Annotated in this window: 18 protein-coding genes and 1 tRNA gene; 17 read left to right on the plus strand and 2 right to left on the minus strand. The window is 72.9% G+C overall.

Going from position 1 to position 21,310, the window contains the following annotated elements; translation table 11 throughout:
- Positions 1 to 86: 86 nt before the first annotated feature.
- Positions 87 to 1,406: an MFS transporter gene (locus ACFC1T_RS01055; protein WP_375881927.1), complete on the minus strand. Its 1,320-nt coding sequence runs from the start codon at positions 1,404 to 1,406 to the stop codon at positions 87 to 89.
- Between the two features lie 140 nt (positions 1,407 to 1,546).
- Here ACFC1T_RS01055 and ACFC1T_RS01060 point away from each other — a divergent pair, with 140 nt between their 5' ends.
- The 11 genes from ACFC1T_RS01060 to ACFC1T_RS01110 all read left to right on the plus strand — a co-directional run bounded on the left by ACFC1T_RS01060 (position 1,547) and on the right by ACFC1T_RS01110 (position 13,165).
- A complete protein-coding gene (locus ACFC1T_RS01060) occupies positions 1,547 to 2,206 on the plus strand; it encodes an ArsR/SmtB family transcription factor (protein WP_375881929.1) in 660 nt (219 codons plus the stop codon).
- 42 nt (positions 2,207 to 2,248) lie between these two features.
- Positions 2,249 to 2,752: a hypothetical protein gene (locus ACFC1T_RS01065; protein WP_375881932.1), complete on the plus strand. Its 504-nt coding sequence runs from the start codon at positions 2,249 to 2,251 to the stop codon at positions 2,750 to 2,752.
- 115 nt (positions 2,753 to 2,867) lie between these two features.
- Positions 2,868 to 3,548, plus strand: coding sequence for a hypothetical protein (locus ACFC1T_RS01070; protein ID WP_375881935.1), 681 nt, complete (start codon positions 2,868 to 2,870; stop codon positions 3,546 to 3,548).
- Positions 3,549 to 3,811: 263 nt separating this feature from the next.
- On the plus strand, positions 3,812 to 5,086 hold the full coding sequence (locus ACFC1T_RS01075) for an MFS transporter (RefSeq protein WP_375881938.1): 1,275 nt from the start codon (positions 3,812 to 3,814) through the stop codon (positions 5,084 to 5,086).
- Entirely contained in the window at positions 5,083 to 6,354 is a 1,272-nt protein-coding gene (locus ACFC1T_RS01080; RefSeq protein ID WP_375881940.1) for an ATP-grasp domain-containing protein, read from the plus strand. The genes ACFC1T_RS01075 and ACFC1T_RS01080 overlap by 4 nt, the downstream gene beginning before the upstream one ends.
- Complete coding sequence (locus tag ACFC1T_RS01085; protein WP_375881942.1) at positions 6,351 to 7,571, plus strand: lysine N(6)-hydroxylase/L-ornithine N(5)-oxygenase family protein; 1,221 nt, start codon at positions 6,351 to 6,353, stop codon at positions 7,569 to 7,571. Before ACFC1T_RS01080 ends, ACFC1T_RS01085 begins: the two co-directional genes overlap by 4 nt.
- Positions 7,568 to 7,969 carry a cupin domain-containing protein gene (locus ACFC1T_RS01090; protein ID WP_375881944.1) on the plus strand — a complete coding sequence of 134 codons (402 nt, stop codon included), beginning with the start codon at positions 7,568 to 7,570 and terminating at the stop codon, positions 7,967 to 7,969. Before ACFC1T_RS01085 ends, ACFC1T_RS01090 begins: the two co-directional genes overlap by 4 nt.
- Complete coding sequence (locus ACFC1T_RS01095) at positions 7,966 to 9,120, plus strand: FAD-dependent oxidoreductase (protein ID WP_375881946.1); 1,155 nt, start codon at positions 7,966 to 7,968, stop codon at positions 9,118 to 9,120. Before ACFC1T_RS01090 ends, ACFC1T_RS01095 begins: the two co-directional genes overlap by 4 nt.
- 26 nt (positions 9,121 to 9,146) lie before the next feature.
- Positions 9,147 to 10,760 carry a class I tRNA ligase family protein gene (locus ACFC1T_RS01100; RefSeq protein ID WP_375881948.1) on the plus strand — a complete coding sequence of 538 codons (1,614 nt, stop codon included), beginning with the start codon at positions 9,147 to 9,149 and terminating at the stop codon, positions 10,758 to 10,760.
- A gap of 27 nt (positions 10,761 to 10,787) precedes the next feature.
- Entirely contained in the window at positions 10,788 to 12,005 is a 1,218-nt protein-coding gene (locus tag ACFC1T_RS01105) for an acetyl-CoA carboxylase biotin carboxylase subunit family protein (RefSeq protein WP_375881950.1), read from the plus strand.
- Positions 12,006 to 12,103: 98 nt separating this feature from the next.
- Entirely contained in the window at positions 12,104 to 13,165 is a 1,062-nt protein-coding gene (locus tag ACFC1T_RS01110) for a threonine aldolase family protein (protein ID WP_375881952.1), read from the plus strand.
- Positions 13,166 to 13,278: 113 nt separating this feature from the next.
- Here the strand turns inward: ACFC1T_RS01110 and ACFC1T_RS01115 are convergent, their stop codons facing one another.
- Positions 13,279 to 13,767, minus strand: a complete 489-nt coding sequence (locus tag ACFC1T_RS01115) for a YajQ family cyclic di-GMP-binding protein (protein WP_375881954.1) — start codon at positions 13,765 to 13,767, stop codon at positions 13,279 to 13,281.
- A 218-nt stretch (positions 13,768 to 13,985) separates the two neighbouring features.
- Here ACFC1T_RS01115 and ACFC1T_RS01120 point away from each other — a divergent pair.
- The 6 genes from ACFC1T_RS01120 (at position 13,986) to kdpC (ending at position 21,190) form a co-directional block, all read left to right on the plus strand.
- Positions 13,986 to 14,066, plus strand: a tRNA-Tyr gene (locus tag ACFC1T_RS01120).
- 384 nt (positions 14,067 to 14,450) lie between these two features.
- Complete coding sequence (locus tag ACFC1T_RS01125; protein ID WP_375881957.1) at positions 14,451 to 16,280, plus strand: APC family permease; 1,830 nt, start codon at positions 14,451 to 14,453, stop codon at positions 16,278 to 16,280.
- A gap of 389 nt (positions 16,281 to 16,669) precedes the next feature.
- Positions 16,670 to 16,759 (plus strand): K(+)-transporting ATPase subunit F, encoded by a 90-nt coding sequence (gene kdpF, locus ACFC1T_RS01130; protein WP_045693083.1) that lies wholly within the window; start codon positions 16,670 to 16,672, stop codon positions 16,757 to 16,759.
- Between the two features lies 1 nt (position 16,760).
- Entirely contained in the window at positions 16,761 to 18,422 is a 1,662-nt protein-coding gene (gene kdpA, locus ACFC1T_RS01135) for a potassium-transporting ATPase subunit KdpA (RefSeq protein WP_375881959.1), read from the plus strand.
- Positions 18,422 to 20,539, plus strand: coding sequence for a potassium-transporting ATPase subunit KdpB (gene kdpB, locus ACFC1T_RS01140; protein WP_375881961.1), 2,118 nt, complete (start codon positions 18,422 to 18,424; stop codon positions 20,537 to 20,539). Before kdpA ends, kdpB begins: the two co-directional genes overlap by 1 nt.
- Before the next feature lie 21 nt (positions 20,540 to 20,560).
- On the plus strand, positions 20,561 to 21,190 hold the full coding sequence (kdpC, locus tag ACFC1T_RS01145; protein WP_375881963.1) for a K(+)-transporting ATPase subunit C: 630 nt from the start codon (positions 20,561 to 20,563) through the stop codon (positions 21,188 to 21,190).
- The last annotated feature ends 120 nt before the right edge of the window (positions 21,191 to 21,310 follow it).

A 21,310-nucleotide genomic window follows, 5' to 3' on the forward strand; every position in this document is an offset into this window, starting at 1 on the left:
GGGCCGTACCCGGCCAGTTCACCCGGTTGCCGCGCCCGCCGCATGCGGCGGGCGGCCGTGCGGGTGACCGGCGTTCAGCCCTGGGCTCACACCGGCGCGGCGGCGGGCCAGGTGGCGCGGCGCAGGGTGCGGCTCGCGGTGGCGGGCAGCAGGGCGGCGGCGAGCAGAGCGGCGATCGCGGCGAGCGTGACGGCGGGGGAGAAGCGGTCCAGCAGCAGGCCGGCGGCGAAGGAGCCGGCCGGCATCCCGGCGGTGAGCAGGGTCATGGTCGCGGCGATCACCCGGCCGCGGAGCCGGTCCGGCACCTGACGGAAGACCAGCAGGTCGAGCATCACCCGCAGGGCCGGGACGCCCGCGCCGACCAGGAACAGCGCGGCGAACACGGTGACCGCCCCGCCGGGCAGCAGCGGTGCCAGCGGGACGGGCACGGCGGTCCAGGCCACCACGAGCAGCAGCACCCCGGGGCCGGCCAGCCGGTGCAGCCGGGAGACCAGGGTCGCCCCGGCCAGCGCGCCGACCGCCTCGCCGGCCAGCGCCAGGCCGATCCCGCCGCTGCTGGTGCCGTGTTCGCGCAGCAGCACCATGACGGGCAGCAGCAGCGCCGCCCCGGTCAGGTTGATCACCAGCAGGACGGCCAGTGCGGGGCGCAGCAGCGGGGAGGCGGCGAGGAGGCGGAAGCCGGCCAGCGCGCCGCCCTCGTCCTCCTGCTCCTCCTGCTCGTCCTGCGCGTTACGGCCCGCGCGGCCCGGCTGCCCGGCCGCGGCCGCCGGTCCGGCCGGGAAGCGCACCAGCAGTGCGGTGATCAGCGCGACCAGCGAGGCGAACGCGGCGCCGAGGAAGGGCACCGAGCGGCCGAGTCCGAACAGGAACCCGGCCAGGGGCGGGCCGGCCAGCGCGGCGCCGCTCATCCGGGCCTCGTCCTGGGCGAGCGCCTGCGACAACTGCTCCGGCGCGACCACCGAGCGCAGGGCCAGCAGCCGGACCGGGCCGCTGTAGGCGATGGTCGCGCCCACCAGCGCGGCGACCACCAGCAGGTGGGCCAGGGTCAGCCGGTCGAGTGCCAGGGCCACCGGGACGCTGGCCAGGGCCAGCAGCCGGACGGCGTCGGAGGCGACCAGGACCCGGCGGCGGTCCCACCGGTCGGCGACCGAGCCGCCGTGCACGCCGAGCAGCAGGGTGGCGGTCATCTGGACGGCGCCGAAGGCTCCGGCGGCGGTGGACGAGCCGGTGAGGGCGAGCACCAGCAGGGGGAAGGCGGTCTCGCCGATCATCAGGCCGAGGGTCGCGCAGGAGGTGCCGGCCCACAGGGCCTGGAACCGCAGGTTGCGCCGCAGCGGGACGGGCGGCGGCGGGTCCGCCGGTCCGACCGCCGTCCGCTCGGCCGTCGCCGTGGTGTGCTCCGTCATGGACCGACCCCCATCGTTCGCGTTCTCCGACACCGTTCACGCTCACGTGAATGATGGCGTGAGCGTGAGTGATTGCGCAAGGGTGAGCGCTCACCGAGCGGTGATTGCGGCCGGAGCGGCCGATCTGCGAGGGTGGGCCCGTGGCCGAGCACGAACAGGAACCCGCCGACGGGGACGAGCAGCAGCAGCCCACCACCTGGGTCAAGGAGCGCCAGGTGGGCGACGTCGCGGTGCTCAAGGCACTGGCCGACCCGCTGCGCCTCGCCATCCTCGGCGCGTTGAAGACCGCCGAGGACCGTCCGCTGACCGCCAAGGAGCTCGCCGCCGAGCTCGGCGAGCCGCAGACCAAGCTCTACCGGCACATCAAGCAGTTGGAGAAGGCCGGGCTGGTCCTGGTGGCGGGCACCCGGCTGGTCTCCGGCATCGTGGAGAGCCGCTACCGGGTCGCCCAGGACTCCATCCGGCTCGCCCCGGAGATGTTCACCGCCGACTCCCCGGCCCGCTCCGAGGCGTACGACGCCATGCTGGCCGCGATCGACCGGGTCCGCGGCGAGTTCCGCGCCCATGTGGCCGACGGGCGGCTGGATTTCAGCCGCCCGCAGGACGGTTCGGGCCCGTCGGCCGGACTGTTCGCGCACTTCACCCTCCGGCTCGACCCGGACCGGCTGGCCCGGCTCCGCGCCCAACTGGCCGACATCTTCGACGGCTTGTCCGAAGAAGGTCCGAGTACGGCCGACGACGCCGTGGACGTGACCCTCTTCACCCTGCTCTACGGTCTCCGCGCGGGCACGGAACGATAAATTCCGGGCCGACTGTCGGTGCGGTGGGACAGCATGTCGGGCATGTCGTATGAACTCCAAGCGCTGATCGGCATGTTGGAGCTGCTGACGGTGGCGGCGGCGGAGGTGCCGGCGGCCCGGGTGGTGCCGCTGGCCCAGGGGCTGGCGCTCATCCCGGTCACCCCCGCCGTGCTGTCCGCGCTCCAGGGCGACGTCGCGGTGTCCAGGTCCGTCGGCGGGGCGGGATCCGGTGGGGCGGGATTCGGCGGGTACTCCGACGGGTTCGAACTCCGGCTCGCCGCCTGGTCCAAGGCCGGTCCGATCGTCCGCGTCGAGGCCGAGTACTTCGGTGGCGGCGGCACCCAGCGCGCCGTCGGCTGGTTCGACGGCCGGGTCGCCCTGGGCCCGCTCGCCAGTGGCGAGTTCGAGCCCGCGCCGGCCGAGGGCACCCCGATCTCGCGCGCCCTGCGGTGGCTCGGCGGGTCCGTCGAACCGGGGCGGGCGGACGAGTTCGACTCGGTCGGGCTGGGGGCGCACCGCAGCACCGCGGAATGGGCGCAGGGCTGAGCCGTCGTCCGGCGCGCCGCCGTTCGGCGTACCTGCGGTGGCCGGGCCCGGGCGGCGACCGCACGGTGTGAGTCAGGCGATCTCGCCTGACTCGCACTGAGAGGAAGCAGTACCCATGCGTTCCACCCGGATGGCCGCCACCCTGACCGCAGCCCTCGCGCTGACCATGGTCGCCACGGCGTCCGCCACCGCCGCCGGCCAGGCAGCCTCGGCCCCCCGCACCACCGTTTCCGCTCCCGTCGTCCCGACGGCCCCGACCGCGCCGGACGCCCCCACCGCGCCGGACACTCCCACGGTGCCGACGGCGCCCACCGCGCCGGACACCCCCACCGTGCCGGACACCCCGACCGCGCCGACGGCGCCCACCGCACCGGACACCCCGACCGCGCCGACGGTGCCCACCCTGCCGGACACCCCCACCGTGCCCGGAGCCCCGGCGGTCCCCGCCCTGCCCGCCCTGCCGACCCTGCCTGCCGTCCCGGCCGCGCCGGACCCGAGCGCGGCCCTCGGGGCGCTCGGCGACGTCGTCAAGCTGGTCACCGGCCTGCTCTCGACGGTGACCTCGGCCGTCCCCGACGTCGGAGGTGTCGTCCAGCAGCTCCTCGCCGCGTTGCAGGGCCTGCTCGGCCAACTCCCGAGCGTGCCGGCGCTGCCCACCGTCCCGGGCACCGCCGCGAGCCCGTCCCGGCAGCTCCCCGGTTCCGCACCCGCGGGCCTCCAGGAGCAGCTCGACGCGCTGCGCGCCCAGGCGCAGGCGCTGACCGCTGCCACCCGCTCCCACCCCGCCACCGACTGACCGTCATCGGTCGGCCGTGACCGGCCGACCCCTGTCGGCCGCCGCGCGAGGCCCCGCTCCCCGGTCCGGGAGCGGGGCCTTGTCGTCGTCCCGACGTCTGCCAACAGATCTTCCTGTCGAAGCGTCAGATGAGAACAGATCTTCATGTCGACGCAGAAAATGGATCTAGCTTTTCCGTTTTCGACGGGCTACGGTCGTGCTCATGCCGGGCTTCGAACAGCCCGGCCGGGGTGGCGATTTCCGAGGTTCACGGGGGAACTTCCATGGCGTCCGGCCGTACGGTGGGTTACTTCGCGCTGCGCTCGATCGGCTGGCTGGTGGACAACCTCCTGGTCTTCGGGATCCCCCTGCTCTGCTACCGGGTGACCGGCGGGCTCACCTGGTCGGGTGTGGCCGTGGTGCTGACCTGGACGCCCCGGCTGCTCTCGCTGGCCGGTGCGGGCTACCTGGTGGACCGGTTGTCGATCCGCCAGATCTTCCTGGTCAGCGACGCGGGACGGCTCGCCCTGGCGGCCGTCTGCTGCCTGCTGATCCTGCTCCGGCCGAGCACCGCGGTGCCCGTGGTGCTGGTCTTCGGCATGCTGTCCGGCGCGTTCTTCGAGCAGACCTTCGTGGCCGGCGAGAAGGCCGGGCGGCTGCTCACCCCGCCGGAGCGGGCGGCCCGCACCCAGTCGGTGCTGACCGGCCTGGAACAGGCCGCCATCATCGCCGGGCCCGCGCTCGGCGGACTGCTGCTGCTCTTCCCGCCGGTGGTGTTCGTCGCCACCGCGGGAGCCGGCTACGCGGCCAGCCTGCTGCTCGCCCTCGCCCTGCCCGCCGGCAGGGCCGACCCGGACGCGGCGCCGTCCCCGCTGGCCGGCCTGCGCCGGACCGTACGGGATCCGGTGCTGCGCAGCGTGGTGCTGCTGACCATGGGGCTGAACTACCTGCTCAGCCTGCTGATCGGCAGTGCCCCGGCCCTGGTCGCCACCCGGTACGGCGTCTCGGAGAGCGCGCTCGGCTTCGTCTACTCGGCGGCCGGCGTCGCCTCGATCGCGGTGGTCGGCATCGCCCCCTGGCTGATCGGCCGGCTCGGACTGTGGCGCTACGGCATCGGCCTGGCCGTCGCCTCCGCGCTGGTCTGCCTGGGGCTGTCCGTGGCCCCGGACCTGGCGCTGTTCGGCGTCGCCCTCGGGGTGTTCCTGGCCCTGGACTCGCTGTTCAGCGTCTACCTGCGCACCACCAGGGCCGAGCGGGTGCCGACCGGGGAGTACGGCAGCGCGGTCGCCGCCTTCGGCCTGCTGCTGGTGGCGCCGATGCCGGTCGCCGGGGCGACCCTCGCCCTGGCCGGCTCCTCGGTCGACCCGGCCACCCTGCTGCGGGTGGCCGCGGTCGGGGCGCTGGTCCTGGCCCTCGCGCTGCTGCCCGGGCTGGCCCGGGCCGGCCGCCCGGCCCCCGCCGACCCCCACCACCCTCACGACCCCCACCCTCACGACCCCCACCACCACGACGCCGGAACGGCGACCGTGGCCCACGAACGGGAAGACATAGCACGATGACCAAGCATTCGGACCGGCGCATCCTCGTGATCGAAGCCCTCTCGGGGGGTGTGCTGCTGGTCGAGGCCGCCCTGGACCTGGGGATCGGCGTCGTGGTCGCCAGCGCGGACACCGAGGACCGGGTGATGCCCGCGCACCTGCGCGACCGCATCGACGCACTGGTGACCGTCGAGACCAACGACCTGCCCGCCCTGCTCGCCGCGGTCCGCGAACTGCACGAGCGCCTCCCGCTGTCCGCGGTCTTCCCCGGCTGCGACGTCTACGTCCCCAACGCCGCGCACCTCGCCGCCGAACTGGGCCTGACCGGCCTGGACGTGCGGACGGTGGAGCAGGTCCGGGACAAGACCCGGATGCGCGAGGCGGTCGAGGCCGCCGGGCTGCGCAGCCCGCGCTTCCTGGAGGTGAGCTCCGACCAGCACCTCGCGAAGGCCGCAGAGCTCACCGGCTTCCCCTGCGTGGTCAAGCCGGTGGACCAGTCCGGCAGCCTCCACGTGTCGGTGGTCCACGACCTGGACCAGCTGACCGACGCGTACCGCCGGCTCAGCACCGACGACTTCGTCGACCTCGGCCGCCCGATGATCGAGCGGGCCCTGGTCGAGGAGTACCTGGACGGGCCGGAGTACAGCGTCGAGGGCTACGTCCTCGACGGCACCACCACCGTCGTCGCGGTGACCGAGAAGCTCCTCGCGCCGGAGCCGTACTTCGCCGAGATCGGCCACCAGCTGCCCGCCGCCCTCTCGGCCGAGGCCTCGGCCGCGATCGAGGAGTACGTCCAGGGCGTCGTCCGGGCGGTCAACCTGAGCGTCGGGCCGTTCCACTGCGAACTGCGGCTCACCGCCCAGGGCCCGGCCCTGGTCGAGATCGGCGCCCGGATGGGCGGCGACCGGATCGCCGAACTGGCCCAGCTCGCCACCGGCGTCAGCCTGCCCAGGGTCTGGCTGGCCGGGCTGCTCGGCCTCGACCCGCAGGAGACCGGCGCCTTCGGCGAGCCGGTCGCGGCGGTCGCCGGCATCCACTTCTTCACCGCCCCCGGCGAGACCCGCTTCGACCGGGCCACCGGCCTGGACACCGCGGCCGCCCTGCCGGGCGTGCGCGAGGTCCGGCTCGACCTCGCCCCGGGCGACCCGATCCACCCGCACCTGGACGACTTCCGCTGCCGGCTCGGCCAGGCGGTCTTCACCGCCGACTCCCCGGCCGCCGCCACCGCGCTGCGCGGCGCGGTCGACGCCGCCGTCCGGATCAACCCCCAAGCGGAGGACGAACGGTGAGCGAGCTCCTCGACTACCTGGCGGTCGGCGCCGGCCCGGCCAACCTCAGCCTGGCCGCCCAGGCCGAAGCCCACCCGGGCACCACCGGACTGCACCTGGACCGCCGCGAACGGCCCGCCTGGCACCCGGGGCTGCTGCTCCCCGACGCCACCCTGCAGAACTCGCCGTTCAAGGACCTGGTCACCCCGGTCGACCCGACCAGCCGGTTCTCCTTCCTGGCCTTCCTCGCCGCCAAGGGCCGGTTCTACCAGTTCCTGACCGCCCGCTTCCCGGCCGTCCACCGCGCGGAGTTCAACCAGTACCTCGGCTGGGTGGCCGACCAGCTCGGCGACACCGTCCGCTACGACCACGACGTGACGGAGGTCCGCTTCCACGGCGACCACTTCGAGACCGAGACCTCCCGGGGCACCTTCCGCTCCCGGCACCTCGTCCTCGGCGCGGGCCCGCAGCCGTACCTCCCGCCGGTGCTGGAGGGCGCCACCGGGCCGGCCGTGTTCCACTCCAGCGAGTTCGTCCAGCACGCCGAGGCACTGGCCGGCCGCCGGGTCGCCGTGGTCGGCGGCGGGCAGAGCGGCGCCGAGATCGTCCGCCACCTGCTGGTCGGCCAGGCCCGCCCGGAGCGGGTCACCTGGGTCAGCCGGCGGCCCGGCTTCCTGCCGCTGGACGAGTCGGCCTTCACCAACGACCTGTACCTGCCGGAGGCCGCCCAGGACTTCTTCGGACGGCCCAAGGAACAGCGGGCCGCCCTGCTGGCCGAGCAGAAGTACGCCAGCGACGGCGTCAACGAGGGCCTGCTGGCCGAGCTGTACCGGATCGTCTACCTGACCAGCCACGTCGAGGGGCGCCCGGAGCTGATCCGGCTGCTGCCCGGGCACGAGGTCGCCGGGCTCGCCGAGCGGGCCGACGGGCTGCGCCTGGAGCTCAAGTCCGACGGGGCCGAGACCGCGGTGGACTGCGACGCGGTCGTGCTGGCGACCGGCTACGTCCAGCAACTGCCGCAGTGCCTGGGAGCCTTGACCGGGCGGCTGCGGCTGGAGGACGGCCTCCCGGTCGTCCGGGAGGACTACTCGGTGGAGTGGGACGGGCCGGACGGCCACCGGATCTACCTGCAGAACGGCGCCCGGCACGCGTTCGGCATCACCGATCCCAACCTCGGCCTGCTCGCCTGGCGCAGCCGGGCGATCCTCGACAGCATCCGTACGAACGGGGGTTCATGACGATGCATCAGCTGAACGAGACGGCCGGCCCGGACGCCGTGGCCGAGGGGCGGTCCGTCGAGGTCCGCTACCTCGCGCCCGACGTCGACGAGACCGGCACCTCCAGCCTGGAGGCCGACCTGGACGCGGCCGAGGTCCTCGCGGCCGTCGGCCGGCTGCCCGTCAACCTGGCGGTGTTCACCGTGCCCCCGCACTCGGCCACCATGGCCGACTGCCACGCCTCGCAGGAACTGTGGCTGGTCCAGCGCGGCCACGGGGTGATCACCTGCGGCGGCCGCGAGCACCCGGCCCGCCCGGGCGGGCTGTACGCGCTCCCGGGCGGCGAGGAGCACCGGCTGCACACCGCCGACGAGGAGATGACGGTGCTCTCGATCTGGTGGCGGGAGGCCGGCGCGTGAGCGGGCACGGGACGTACGATCTCGCGGTGATCGGCACCGGCATCGTCGGCGCCACCGCCGTCGGCCTGGCCGCGCTGCGCCATCCGGACGCCTCGGTGGTCGCGGTCTGCGCGGGCGCCGTGCACGACGGCTCGACCGTGCGCTCGCTCGCGGTGGACATCCCGGCCGGGCGGACCGGGGAGCAGCGGGCCCTGGCCCGGCGCAGCCTCGAACTCCGGGCCGAACTGGCCGCGCTCGCACCGGCGTTGAACGCCGAGGTGCGGCGCGCGTACTGGGTGGTGCCGGCCGGTGGCGCGGCCGGGGTCGACGGCCAGCTGGTCGGCGACGCGCTGGCGCCCTGCCGGTCCGAGCAGGAGGCGCAGCTGCGGGCCGTGTTCGGCGGACCGGTCGGCGGGGCGGGCACCGAGCTGCGGCGCTCCGCCGAGGCGACGTTCTCCGAACCCGCCGAGGCCGTCGAGCAGTTGCTCCGGCCCCTCACCGCCGGGGGCCCCGTCGCCGGATCCCTCACTGCCGGATCCCTCGCTGCCCGACCCCTCACTGCCGGATCCCGGGCCGACGGCCCGCGGCGGGACCTGGTCGAGGGCTTCGCGGTGCGCGCCGTCGAGCCCTGTGCGGAGGGCTACCGGCTGATCGCCGAGGACGGCGGCGAGCTGACCGCCCGCCGGGTGCTGGCCGCCCCCGGCGCCGCCGCCCTGGCCGGCCCGTTCGCCGCGACGGCGAAGCGGCTCGGCGCCCGGACCAAGAAGGTCGTCGCCTACCGGCTGCGCGGCGGAGAGCCCGGCGGGCACCGCCCGCTGCTGGTGCTGGACGAGCCGGACGCCTTCCTGCTGCCCGTCGGCGAGGGCCGGGACTGGTACTACAGCATCACCAGCACCGACTGGGACTGCCCGCCCGAGCGCACCCGGCTGGCGCCGAACCCCGCCGACCGGGCCCTGGCCGAGGCCGTCCTCGCCGAGCAACTCCCGGACTTCCGGCCCGAGTTCATCGGCTGCCGGACCGGCGCCGACCTCTACCTCCCGGACTTCGCCCCGCTGATCACCCCGCTGGACGGCCTCGACGGCGTCGTCCTGGCGACCGGTGGCGCGGGCTCCGGCTTCCGGCTCGCCCCGGCCATGGCCGAGGGCGCACTCGCCCTGCTGGGCCTCGACTGACCTCCCGACAGCCCGTGAGGACCACGATGCGCACCAACGCCACCCCCCGCCACTACCTGCTCGTCCCCCCGGAGCCCACGCCCAACGGGCACCTGCACCTGGGCCACATCGCCGGCCCCTTCCTGCGGGTGGACGCGCTCGCCCGCTTCCTGCGGATGCGCGGCGACCGTCCGGCGATCATGACCGGCACCGACGCCTACGAGCCCTGGGTCGCCATGAAGGCCCGGGTCGACGGCGTCGACCCCGGCGAGGTCGTCGCCCACTACCACGAGGTCATGCAGGCCGACCTCGCCGCGCTGCGGATCGGCATGGACGAGTTCGTCAACCCCGCCGAGGAGCCCTGGCACGGCCTGTTCCAGCGCGAGATCGACGGGAGCGTCGCCCGGCTGGACGCCCGCGGCGCGGTGAGCACGCTGATCGAGAAGGTCCCGTACGAGCCGACCGCCGGCCGCTTCGTGGTCGGCCCGCTGCTGCTCGGCCGCTGCCCGGACTGCGGCACCGAGGTGGCCAGCTACTTCTGCGAGGGCTGCGGCGCGCACTTCCGTCCGGAGGAGGTGGTCGAGCCGCGCCCGCGGCTGGCCACGGACGCCGACTGGCAGTGGCGGCAGATCGCCACCCGCTTCCTGCGCACCGCCGGACTGGCCGAACTGGAGCCCGAGTTCGACCGCCTGGACCTCGCCGAGCGGTACCGCTCGACCGTCCGGGCGCTGCTCGGCCGGGGCGGCGCCACCATCCGGCTGAGCGTCCCCGAGACCTGGGGGATGACGCTGGCCGGCGGCGAGGACGGCGTCCCGTCCAGCCTGTTCTCGTACACCGGCGGCTTCATGTTCGCCCGGCTGCTCGGCGAGATCCACCGGCAGCGGATCGGGGCCGAGGTCAACTCCTTCTCGCCCGACTCCGACGTGGTCACCGTGACCAGCCTCGGCTGCGACAACGTGGTGTCCGCGCTGGTCTGCATCAACGCCGTCGCCCTGGTGCACGGGGACACCCGGCCGTACGACCGGGTGCTGATCAACGAGTTCTACCAGCTGGCCGGGGAGAAGTTCTCCACCAGCCGCCGGCACGCGATCACCGCCTCGGGCGTCGCGAAGGTCCGCGGGCTGACCCCGGACGCCGTCCGCTACCACCTCGCCCTGGTCAACCCGGAGACCTCACAGACCAGTTTCGAGCCCAAGGAGTTCCTGGACGCCGTCAACCACCGGCTGGCCGGCGTCCTGGAGGACCGGATCGCCGCCGCCTGGGAGCGGCTGCCGGCCGAGCCGGCGGCGCTCCCCGCGCCGGTGCTGGCCGCGCTCGACGCGCACCTGGACCGGCTGGAGCGGGCCCTGGACGGCCCGACCGTGCGGATGGCCGAGGCCGGCGCGGTGCTGGACTCCTGGATCGACCGGATCGACGCCCTCCCCGACGCCGACCGCACCCCCGACCAGGGCTACTGGTGGCTCAAGGGGCTGGCCCTGCTGGGCTTCCCGATCATGCCGGACTTCGCCGCCGACCTCTGGCGGCGGCTCGGCGGCACCGGCGACCCGGGCTTCGCCGCCTTCCCGGAGCGCCCGGCCCCGGCCACCGTCGCGCACCGGCGGTGGTTCACCCCGGTCACCGCGGCCGACTTCGCCGCCTGCCTGCCGGAAACCCTGAGCTGATCCCCACCACCCCTTCGGAGCCCCCGCGTGCCTGAACACCCGCACTACCTGGTCGTCAACCGCTACGACGACGAGGACGCCGAGTACCGGCGGTACTGCGCCGGCCACCCCTGCGACCTCTCGGTCGTCACCACGCCCGACGGCGTGGCCGCGCTCGGCCCGATCGAGCCCGGGCGCGTGGTCACCGTGCCCGACCTGGAGTTCGCCACCGTCCTGGCGGCCGCACGGGAACTGCGGGAGCGGCACGGCGCCTTCGACGGCGTGGTCGGCCTGTCGGAGTACGACGTGCTGACGGCCGCCCGGGTGCGCGAGGCGGTCGGCGCCCCCGGCCCCTCGGCCGACCTGGTGCGGGCGTTCAAGGACAAGGTGGTGATGAAGGAGCGGGTGGCCGCGGCCGGGCTGGCGGTGCCGCGGTTCGCCGCGCTGGCGGGCGGCGCGTCCGCCGCCGAGCTGGAGCGCGCGGTCGGCTTCCCGATGGTCCTCAAGCCGCGGGCCCGGGCCGGTTCGGCCGGCGTCCGGATCGTCCACGACGCCGCCGCCCTGACGGCGGCGCTCGCGGAGACCGACGCCGAGGAGTACGAGTGCGAGGAGTACGTCTCCTCGGAGATCTACCACGTCGACGGGGTGCTCGCGGCGGGCCGCGAGCACTTCGTCAGCGTCTCCGGCTACGTCAACACCCCGCTGGAGTTCACCGAGGGCCGCCCGCTCGGCTCGGTGTTCCTGGACCCGGGCGCGCTGCGGGACGAGCTCGCCGCCTTCGCGCTCGCCTGCGTCCGGGCGCTCGGCCTGGAGACCGGCTGCTTCCACCTGGAGGTGATTCGCCGGCCGAGCGGCGAACCGGTCTTCCTGGAGGTCGGCATGCGCCCGGGCGGCGCCGAGGTGCCCTTCGTCCACCGGGAGGTGCACGGCATCGACCTGATGGCGGAGACCTTCCGCACGGTGCTCGGCCTCCCGCTGGAGTCGGCCGGCCGCGGCTTCGAGCACGCCAGCGCCGGCTGGGTCGTCATGCCCGAGCCCGCGGTCCGGCCCGCCCGGGTGCTGGACCGCACCCCGATGACGGGCGTGGTGCCGCAGGTGTACGCCGAGGTGCTGCCCGAGCCCGGCGCCGTGTACGACGGCACCGGCGGCTACTTCCACGTCCCCGGCCGCTTCCGGCTGACCGGACCGGACGAGCGGAGCGTACGGGCCGCGGCCCGCCGGATCATGGCCGAGTACCGGCTCGACGTCGAACCGGTCCGACCGTGACCGCCGTGACCCCCGTGACCGCCGTGACCGCCATGACCCCCGTGAGCCCCGTGGCCCCCGTGACCCCCGACCCCGTGCCAGTGGAGGAACAGCACCCGATGACCCCGCAGCGACGACACGACCCCGAGCTCCGCGCCTTCGCCAGCGACAACTACGCCGGCGTCCACCCCGAGGTGCTGGCGGCGATCGCCGTCGCCAACGGCGGCCACCAGGTCAGCTACGGCGAGGACGTCTACACCGAGCACCTCCAGGAGGTGTTCCGCGGCCACTTCGGCCCGTCCGCCGAGGTGTTCCCGGTGTTCAACGGCACCGGCGCCAACGTGGTCGCGCTGCAGGCCATGATGGACCGCCGGGACGCCCTGGTCTGCGCCGAGAGCGCGCACGTCAACGTGGACGAGGGCGGTGCGCCGGAGGTGATGGCCGGCCTCAAGCTGCACACCGTCCCGGCCTGGGACGGCAAGCTCACCCCCGAGCTGATCGACCGCCAGGCCTACGGCTTCGACAACGAGCACCGGGCCCGCCCCGCCGTCGTCTCGATCGCCCAGTCCACCGAGGTCGGCACCTGCTACACGCCCGAGGAGATCCGGGCGATCTGCGACCACGCGCACGGCCTGGGCATGAAGGTCTACCTCGACGGTGCCCGACTGGCCAACGCCGCCGCCACCCTGGGCGTCCCGATGCGGGCCTTCACCACCGACGCCGGCGTGGACGCCTTCTCCCTCGGCGGCACCAAGAACGGCCTGCTGCTCGGCGAGGCGGTCGTGGTGCTGAACCGGGAGGCCGTCCAGGGCATGCGCTACCTGCGCAAGACCTCGATGCAGCTGGCCTCCAAGATGCGCTTCGTCTCCGTCCAGTTCGAGGCCCTCCTGGGCACCGACCTCTGGCTGCGCAGCGCCTCCCACGCCAACGCGATGACCCAGCGGCTGTTCACGGCCGTCCGGGACCTGCCCGGCATCCGGATCGACCGCCCGGTGCAGGCCAACCAGATCTTCGCCGTGCTGCCGCCGGCCGCCACCGAGGCCCTGCAGAAGCGCTTCCGCTTCTACACCTGGGACGTGCAGAGCGGCGAGGTCCGCTGGATGACCTCCTTCGACACCACCGAGGCCGACGTCGACGCCTTCGCCGCCGCGATCGCCGAGGAGCTCGCCGCGGCGCTCTGACCGGCCTGCCGCGCCGACGCGAACGGCCCCGCCCCCGAACCCGGGAGCGGGGCCGTGCCGTCCTGCCGTCCAGCCGTCCGCCCGCGCGCGGGGTACGGGCCGGCCGGGGTCGACTAGCGGTAGTTCACGTACTGGACCGCGAAGTCCAGGTCCTTGCCCTTGAGCAGGGCCTGGACGGCCTGGAGGTCGTCGCGGCTCTTGGAGCTGACGCGCAGCTCGTCGCCCTGGACCTGGGCCTTGACGCCCTTCGGGCCCTCGTCCCGGATGATCTTCGCGACCTTCTTGGCATCCTCCGTGGTGATGCCTTCCTTGATGTCCGCGAAGATCTTGTACTCCTTGCCGGACAGCTGCGGCTCACCGGCGTCCAGCGCCTTCAACGACAGGCCGCGCTTGACGAACTTCGTCTGCAGCACGTCCAGGATGGCGCGCACGCGCTCCTCGCCGTTGGCCTTCATCTCGATCTTCTCGCCGGAGCGGCTGATCTCGCCGCCCACGCCCTTGAAGTCGAAGCGGGTGGCAATCTCACGGGAGGTCTGGTTGATCGCGTTGTCGACCTCCTGCCACTCGACCTTCGAGACGATGTCGAAACTGGAGTCGGCCATGGGTGTTGGTCTCCTTGATGCTCTGGCTTCACTGACACGGCCCGCCCCACCGGGCGCCCGCCGCCCAAGCCTATCCAGCGTCACCCCGGCCCCGCCCGTGACCGCCGCGCGGCGGTCCTCGATCGTCGGGTGATCTACCGAGTGGCGTAGCACCCCCCCGGATCAGGTATGGTTTACCACGTCGAACGGGGCCGAGAAGCCCCGCGAGACACCATCCTGGCTGGTTGCCCGAGCGGCCAAAGGGAGCAGACTGTAAATCTGTCGCGCAAGCTACGCAGGTTCGAACCCTGCACCAGCCACAGGATAGAGAAACGGCCCCCGATCTGCGGAAACGCGGATCGGGGGCCTTTTTCGTGCGGTCCGGGCGGGATCGAACGGCGGGGGCGTCCGGGTGGGGGCGTCGGGGACTTGTTGCACATGGCTTGCAATTACGTTTGGTGGGCAGCAGAGTGGGGGGTCGGGGGTGGGAGTCCTTCGACCGAGCTGATCGTCTTCCCAACCGGCGCCCGCCGGGACCACGGCTCACCCCACCCCCGCCAAGCCCCCCTTCCGCCGTACGGCGGTGGCGTCAAGACCGCGTCAAGGGCGCTGGTGACGGCGTCAGGAACGCGTAGGGGACGGGCGCGCCCCGGGCGCGCGAACCGCAGGATTCGGAGCAACTACCGACTGCGGAGGTCCGTCCGATGTCCAGCGCCATCTCCACCCCGGCCGTCACGGCCGACGAACCGCCGGACACCGGGGCGGGCGACGAGCGGCACCGGCTCAGCGCGCTCGGCGGCCTGGCGGCGCTGTCGCTGGACGCGATGGCCTCGGTGGCCTACGGCCCGGAGTCGATCGTGCTGGTGCTGGCCGCGGCCGGCGCGTACGGGCTGGGCTTCACGGTGCCGGTCACGGTGGCGATCGCCGTCCTGCTCGCGGTGCTGGTCGCCTCCTACCGGCAGGTGATCGCGGCCTTCCCGGACGGCGGCGGTTCGTACGCCGTCGCCAAGGCCCACCTGGGGCGCCGGACGGCGCTGACCGCGGCCGCCTCGCTGGTCATCGACTACATCCTGAACGTTGCGGTCTCGGTGACCGCCGGAGTGGCGGCGCTGACCTCCGCGGTCCCCGGCCTGTACGACGACCGGGTCTGGCTCTGCCTGGGCGTGCTCGCCCTGGTGACCGCCGTCAACCTGCGCGGCATCGCCGAGTCGGCGCGCTGGTTCCTGGTGCCGACCGCCGTCTTCGTGCTCTCCATCCTGGCGATCATCGTGGTCGGCCTGTTCCGGGACGCCCCGGCCAGCACCGCGGCCGCCGCCGGCCACGCCTCGGTGCTCGCCGAGAACGCCACCGCCGTCGGCGCGCTGCTGCTGCTCAAGGCCTTCGCGGCCGGCTGTTCGGCGCTGACCGGCGTCGAGGCGGTGGCCAACGCCGTCCCCTCCTTCCGGACCCCGCGGGTGAAGCGGGCCCAGCACACCGAGGTCGCGCTCGGCGCTCTGCTCGGCGTGATGCTGATCGGCCTGGCCGTGCTGATCGGCCGCTTCCACCTCCAGCCGGTCGACGGCGTCACCGTGCTCGCCCAGCTCGCGGACGCCTCGCTCGGCCACGGCGCCGGCTTCTTCGTCGTCCAGTTCGCCACCGTGGTCCTGCTCGGCCTCGCCGCCAACACCTCCTTCGGCGGCCTGCCGGTGCTGATGGACCTGCTCGCCCGGGACAACCACCTCCCGCACGTCTTCGCGCTGCGCGCCGACCGCCAGGTGTACCGGTACGGCGTGCTGTTCCTGGCCGCGGTGTCGGCCGCGCTGCTGGTCGGCTCCGGCGGCGACGTCAACGACCTGGTGCCGCTGTTCTCGATCGGCGTGTTCGTCGGCTTCACCATCTGCCAGGTCGGCATGGTCCGGCACTGGTACCTGAACCGCCCGGCCGGCTGGCGGTGGAAGGCCGCGCTGAACGGCTTCGGCGCGGTGCTGACCGGTGTCGCGACCCTCGTGGTGACCGGTACCAAGTTCACCGAGGGCGCCTGGGGCATCGTGGTGGCCCTGCCCCTGCTGGTGGTGCTGTTCGAGGCGATCCACCGCAGCTACCGGCGGATCGGCGAGCGGCTGGAACTCGGCCGGGTGCCGGGCGCGGTGACCCGTCAGCGCAGCCTGGTGGTGGTCCCGGTGACGGCCATCACCCGGCTCACCCGGGACGGACTGTCGGCGGCGCTCTCGCTGGGCGACGAGGTGTTCGCGGTGACCGTGGTGCACGACCCGGCGGACGCCGAGGCGCTGCGCCGGGACTGGGAGCTGTGGCAGCCCGGCGTGCCCCTGCTGGAGATCGCGGAGGACCACCGGCGGCTCGGCCAGCCGATCGCCGACTTCGTCAACCAGCTGGGCGAGGAGCACGCGTACGACCGGCTCACCGTGCTGATCCCCGAGGTCGAGCCCGCCCACTGGTGGCAGCGCGCGCTGCAGAACCGGCGCGGCGCCGTGATCGACCGCGCCCTGCGCCGGCACACCGACGCGGTGGTCTGCCGCCTGCGGATGCGGATGTGACCGCGGGGGCGGTAGGGGACTGACGGGTGAACCCATGGGCCCCGGTACGGCTGCGGCCGCACCGGGGCCCGGTGCGTGCCGGGGCCCCGGCAGGCTCACGACGGTCTCGGCCCGATCACGTCGGTCTCGGCCCGGTGAAGCGGACGTCAAGGTCGCGTCAACGCACTGCGTTCACCCGTATGGAGGGCGTCAGGGAGCCCTAACGCGCCTTAGACGGCTGATTTGCTTCCTCTGCCGGTCGTCCGCCGGTGCCGCACGGAAGCCATTCGGCCCGGTCGCGGCATCTTCCGAACCACGCTGGTGGAGCCCATGTCCGATCTCATCTACGTCGGTGTCACGGTCGCCGTGTTCGCCGTCATCGCCCTGATCGCGCGGGGGGTGGAGAAGCTGTGAGTGCCGAGAACATCGCTGGTCTGGTCGTGGCCGTCGCTCTCGTCGGCTACCTCGTCGTGGCGCTGATCTTCCCGGAGAAGTTCTGACATGGGATCCACTCTCGCGGGCTGGCTGCAGGCCCTCGCCCTCGTCGGCGCGCTGGCCCTGTGCTACCGCCCCCTCGGCGACTACATCGCCAAGGTCCTCACCACCTCCAAGCACCTCAGAGTCGAGCGCGGCATCTACAAGGTGATCGGCGTCGACGGTGACGCCGATCAGCGCTGGTCGGTGTACCTGCGCTCGGTGATCGCCTTCTCGGCCGTCTCGGTGCTCTTCCTCTACGGCCTGATCCGGCTCCAGGGCTACCTGCTGCTGAACCTGGGCGTTCCGCAGATGGAGGGCCACCAGGCCTGGAACACCGCCATCTCCTTCGTCGCCAACACCAACTGGCAGTCCTACGCCGGTGAGTCCGCGATGGGCCACCTGGCGCAGATGGCGGGCCTGGCGGTGCAGAACTTCGTCTCCGCGGCCGTCGGCATCGCCGTCGTCGCCGCGCTGATCCGGGGCTTCACCCGGAACCGGACCGACCGGGTCGGCAACTTCTGGGTGGACCTCACCCGGATCAACCTGCGCCTGCTGCTGCCGATCTCGATCGTCTTCGCCCTGGTCCTGGCCGCCACCGGCGTGATCCAGAACTTCCACGGCTTCACCGACGTGACCACCCTCAGCGGCGAGGTGCAGAAGATCCCGGGCGGCCCGGTGGCCTCCCAGGAGGTCATCAAGCTCCTCGGCACCAACGGCGGCGGCTTCTTCAACGCCAACTCGGCGCACCCGTTCGAGAACCCGACCGGTTTCTCCAACCTGGTCGAGATCTTCCTGATCCTGCTGATCCCGTTCGCCCTGCCGCGGACCTTCGGCCGGATGGTGGGGGACAACCGCCAGGGCTACGCGATCCTCGCCGTGATGGGCATCTTCTGGGTCGCCTCGACCGCCCTGCTGACCTGGTCCGAGGCTTCGCACCACGGCACCGCCCTGCAGGCCGCGGGCGCGGCGATGGAGGGCAAGGAGCAGCGCTTCGGCATCGCCGCCAGCACGATCTTCGCCGCCTCCACCACGCTGACCTCGACCGGTGCGGTGAACTCCTTCCACGACTCGTTCACCCCGTTCGGCGGCGGTCTGACGGTCTTCAACATGATGCTGGGCGAGATCGCGCCCGGCGGTGTGGGCTCCGGCCTCTACGGCATGCTGATCCTGGCGGTCGTCGCGGTGTTCGTCGCCGGCCTGATGGTCGGCCGCACCCCCGAGTACCTGGGCAAGAAGCTCGGCGGCCGGGAGATGAAGTTCGCCTCGCTGTACATCCTCACCACCCCGACCCTCGTGCTGGTCGGCACCGGTGTGGCGATGGCCCTGCCGGGCGAGCGGGCCGGAATGCTCAACTCCGGTGCCCACGGCTTCTCCGAGGTGCTGTACGCCTTCACCTCGGCCGCCAACAACAACGGCTCGGCCTTCGGCGGCATCACCGTCAACACCGACTGGTACGACACCGCGCTCGGCCTGGCGATGATCTTCGGCCGGCTGCTGCCGATCGTCTTCGTCCTGGCGCTGGCGGGCTCGCTCGCCCAGCAGCAGCCGGTTCCGGCCACTCCGGGCACCCTGCCCACCCACAAGCCGCTGTTCGTGGGCCTCCTGTCGGGCGTGATCCTGATCGTCGTCGGCCTCACCTACTTCCCGGCCCTGGCCCTCGGGCCGCTCGCGGAAGGTCTCTCCTGATGTCCACCCCTACGCTCAACCCCGCACCGGCCGACGACAAGGCCGAGCCCGCCGCGCCGCACAGAGTGCAGAGCGGCCTCCTCGACCCGAAGCTGATCCTCTCGTCCCTGCCGGACGCGGTGAAGAAGCTCGACCCCCGGGTGATGGTCAAGAACCCGGTGATGTTCGTGGTCGAGGTGGGCTCGGTGGTCACCACCGTCGCCGCGATCGCCAGCCCGTCCGTGTTCGCCTGGTCGATCACCGTCTGGCTCTGGCTCACCACGATCTTCGCCAACCTGGCGGAGGCCGTCGCGGAGGGCCGCGGCAAGGCCCAGGCCGACACCCTGCGCAAGACCAAGACCGAGAGCGTCGCCCGTCGGCTCACCGACTGGCCCGCCACCCAGGCCGAGGAGGAGGTGCCCGGCACCGCGCTCCAGCTCGGTGACCACGTCGTGGTCGAGGCCGGGCAGGTCATCCCCGGCGACGGCGACGTGGTCGAGGGCGTCGCGTCCGTCGACGAGTCGGCGATCACCGGCGAGTCCGCGCCGGTCATCCGCGAGTCCGGCGGCGACCGCTCCGCGGTGACGGGCGGCACCAAGGTGCTGTCCGACCGGATCGTGGTGAAGATCGCCTCGGAGCCCGGCAAGTCCTTCATCGACCGGATGATCGCCCTGGTCGAGGGCGCCGCCCGGCAGAAGACGCCGAACGAGATCGCGCTCAACATCCTGCTGGCCTCGCTGACCATCGTCTTCCTGGTCGCGGTCGTCACCCTCCAGCCGATGGCGACCTACGCGGGCGCCCCGCAGTCGATGATCGTCCTGGTCGCCCTGATCGTGGCGCTCATCCCGACCACCATCGGCGCGCTGCTCTCCGCGATCGGCATCGCGGGCATGGACCGCCTGGTCCAGCGCAACGTGCTGGCGATGTCCGGCCGCGCCGTCGAGGCCGCCGGCGACGTCAACACCCTGCTGCTCGACAAGACCGGCACCATCACCCTGGGCAACCGCCAGGCCGCCGAGTTCCTGCCCGCCCCGGGCGTGTCCACGGACGAACTGGCCGGCGCCGCCCAGCTCTCCTCGCTCGCGGACGAGACCCCCGAGGGCCGCTCGATCGTGGTCCTGGCCAAGACCGAGTACGGCCTGCGGGCCCGCGCCCAGGGCGAGTTGACGCACGCCACGTGGGTCCCGTTCACCGCCCAGACCCGGATGTCGGGCGTGGACCTGGACGAGGCCGACGGCGTCCACCAGGTCCGCAAGGGTGCGGCCGGCTCGGTCTCCAACTGGGTCACCGAGAACGGCGGTTCGGTCGGCGACGAGGTCGCCACCCTGGTCGACGGCATCTCCGCCGCCGGTGGTACCCCGCTGGTGGTGGCCGCCAAGGTCGGCAGCCGTCCCGCCCGCGTCCTGGGGGTCATCCACCTCAAGGACGTGGTCAAGGAGGGCATGCGGGAGCGGTTCGACGAGCTCCGCCGGATGGGCATCAAGACCATCATGATCACGGGCGACAACCCGCTGACCGCCAAGGCGATCGCGGAGGAGGCCGGCGTGGACGACTTCCTCGCCGAGGCCACGCCCGAGGACAAGATGGCCCTGATCAAGAAGGAGCAGGAGGGCGGCAAGCTGGTCGCGATGACCGGCGACGGCACCAACGACGCCCCCGCGCTCGCCCAGGCCGACGTCGGCGTCGCGATGAACACCGGGACCATGGCGGCCAAGGAGGCCGGCAACATGGTCGACCTGGACTCCAACCCGACCAAGCTGATCGAGATCGTGGAGATCGGCAAGCAGCTGCTGATCACCCGCGGTGCGCTGACCACCTTCTCGATCGCCAACGACGTGGCCAAGTACTTCGCGATCATCCCCGCGATGTTCGCCGGGGTGTACCCGGGCCTGAGCCACCTCAACATCATGGGCCTGCACAGCCCGCAGTCCGCGATCACCTCGGCGATCATCTTCAACGCCCTGGTCATCATCGGCCTGATCCCGCTCGCCCTGCGCGGCGTGAAGTACCGTCCGTCCGACGCCAGTTCGCTGCTGCGCCGCAACATCGGGGTCTACGGCTTCGGCGGTCTGGTGGTGCCGTTCGTCGGCATCAAGCTGATCGACCTGATCGTCCAGTTCATCCCCGGCCTCAGCTGACGCAGGGAAGGAGAAAACACCATGTCCAAGCCCCTGCCGACCACCATCCGTACGCACTGGACCGCGCTGCGCGCGCTGCTCGTGCTCACGGTGATCCTGGGAGTCGCCTACCCCCTGTTGGTCACCGGGATCAGCCAGGTCGCGTTCAGCGACAAGGCCAACGGCTCGATCGTGAAGTCCGACGGCAAGCAGGTCGGTTCCAGCCTCCTCGGCCAGAACTACAACCTGCCCAAGAAGAACCCGGACGACCCGAAGGAGGACCCGGTGCCGGACCCGAAGTGGTTCCAGCCCCGGCCCTCCGCCAACAACTACGCCGGTGACAACTCCGGTGCCAGCAACCTCGGTCCGAACAGCGACGACCTGCTCAAGGCCGTCAACGACCGCCGCGCCGCCGTCGCCGCGTTCGACGGCGTCGACCCGGCGAGCGTCCCGGCCGACGCGCTGACCGCCTCCGGCTCCGGCCTCGACCCGCACATCTCGGTGGTCTACGCCAAGGAGCAGGTGAACCGGGTCGCCAAGGAGCGCAAGCTGCCGGTGGAGACGGTCGCCGGGCTGGTCGACAAGTACACCGAGAGCCGCTCGCTCGGCTTCCTCGGCAACGAGGGCGTCAACGTCGTCCTGCTCAACCGGGCGATCAGCGAAGCGAAGTGACCGAGCGGCCCCGACCGAGCGGCCCCGACCGAGCGGACATGACCGCGCAGAAGTGACCGAGCAGAAGTGATCGGACAGTGACACCGCACGACATACCAGGATGACCGGGCCGACCCGGGC

Source organism: Kitasatospora sp. NPDC056076 (genome assembly GCF_042266305.1).
In the GTDB taxonomy this organism is placed as follows: Bacteria; Actinomycetota; Actinomycetes; order Streptomycetales; family Streptomycetaceae; genus Kitasatospora.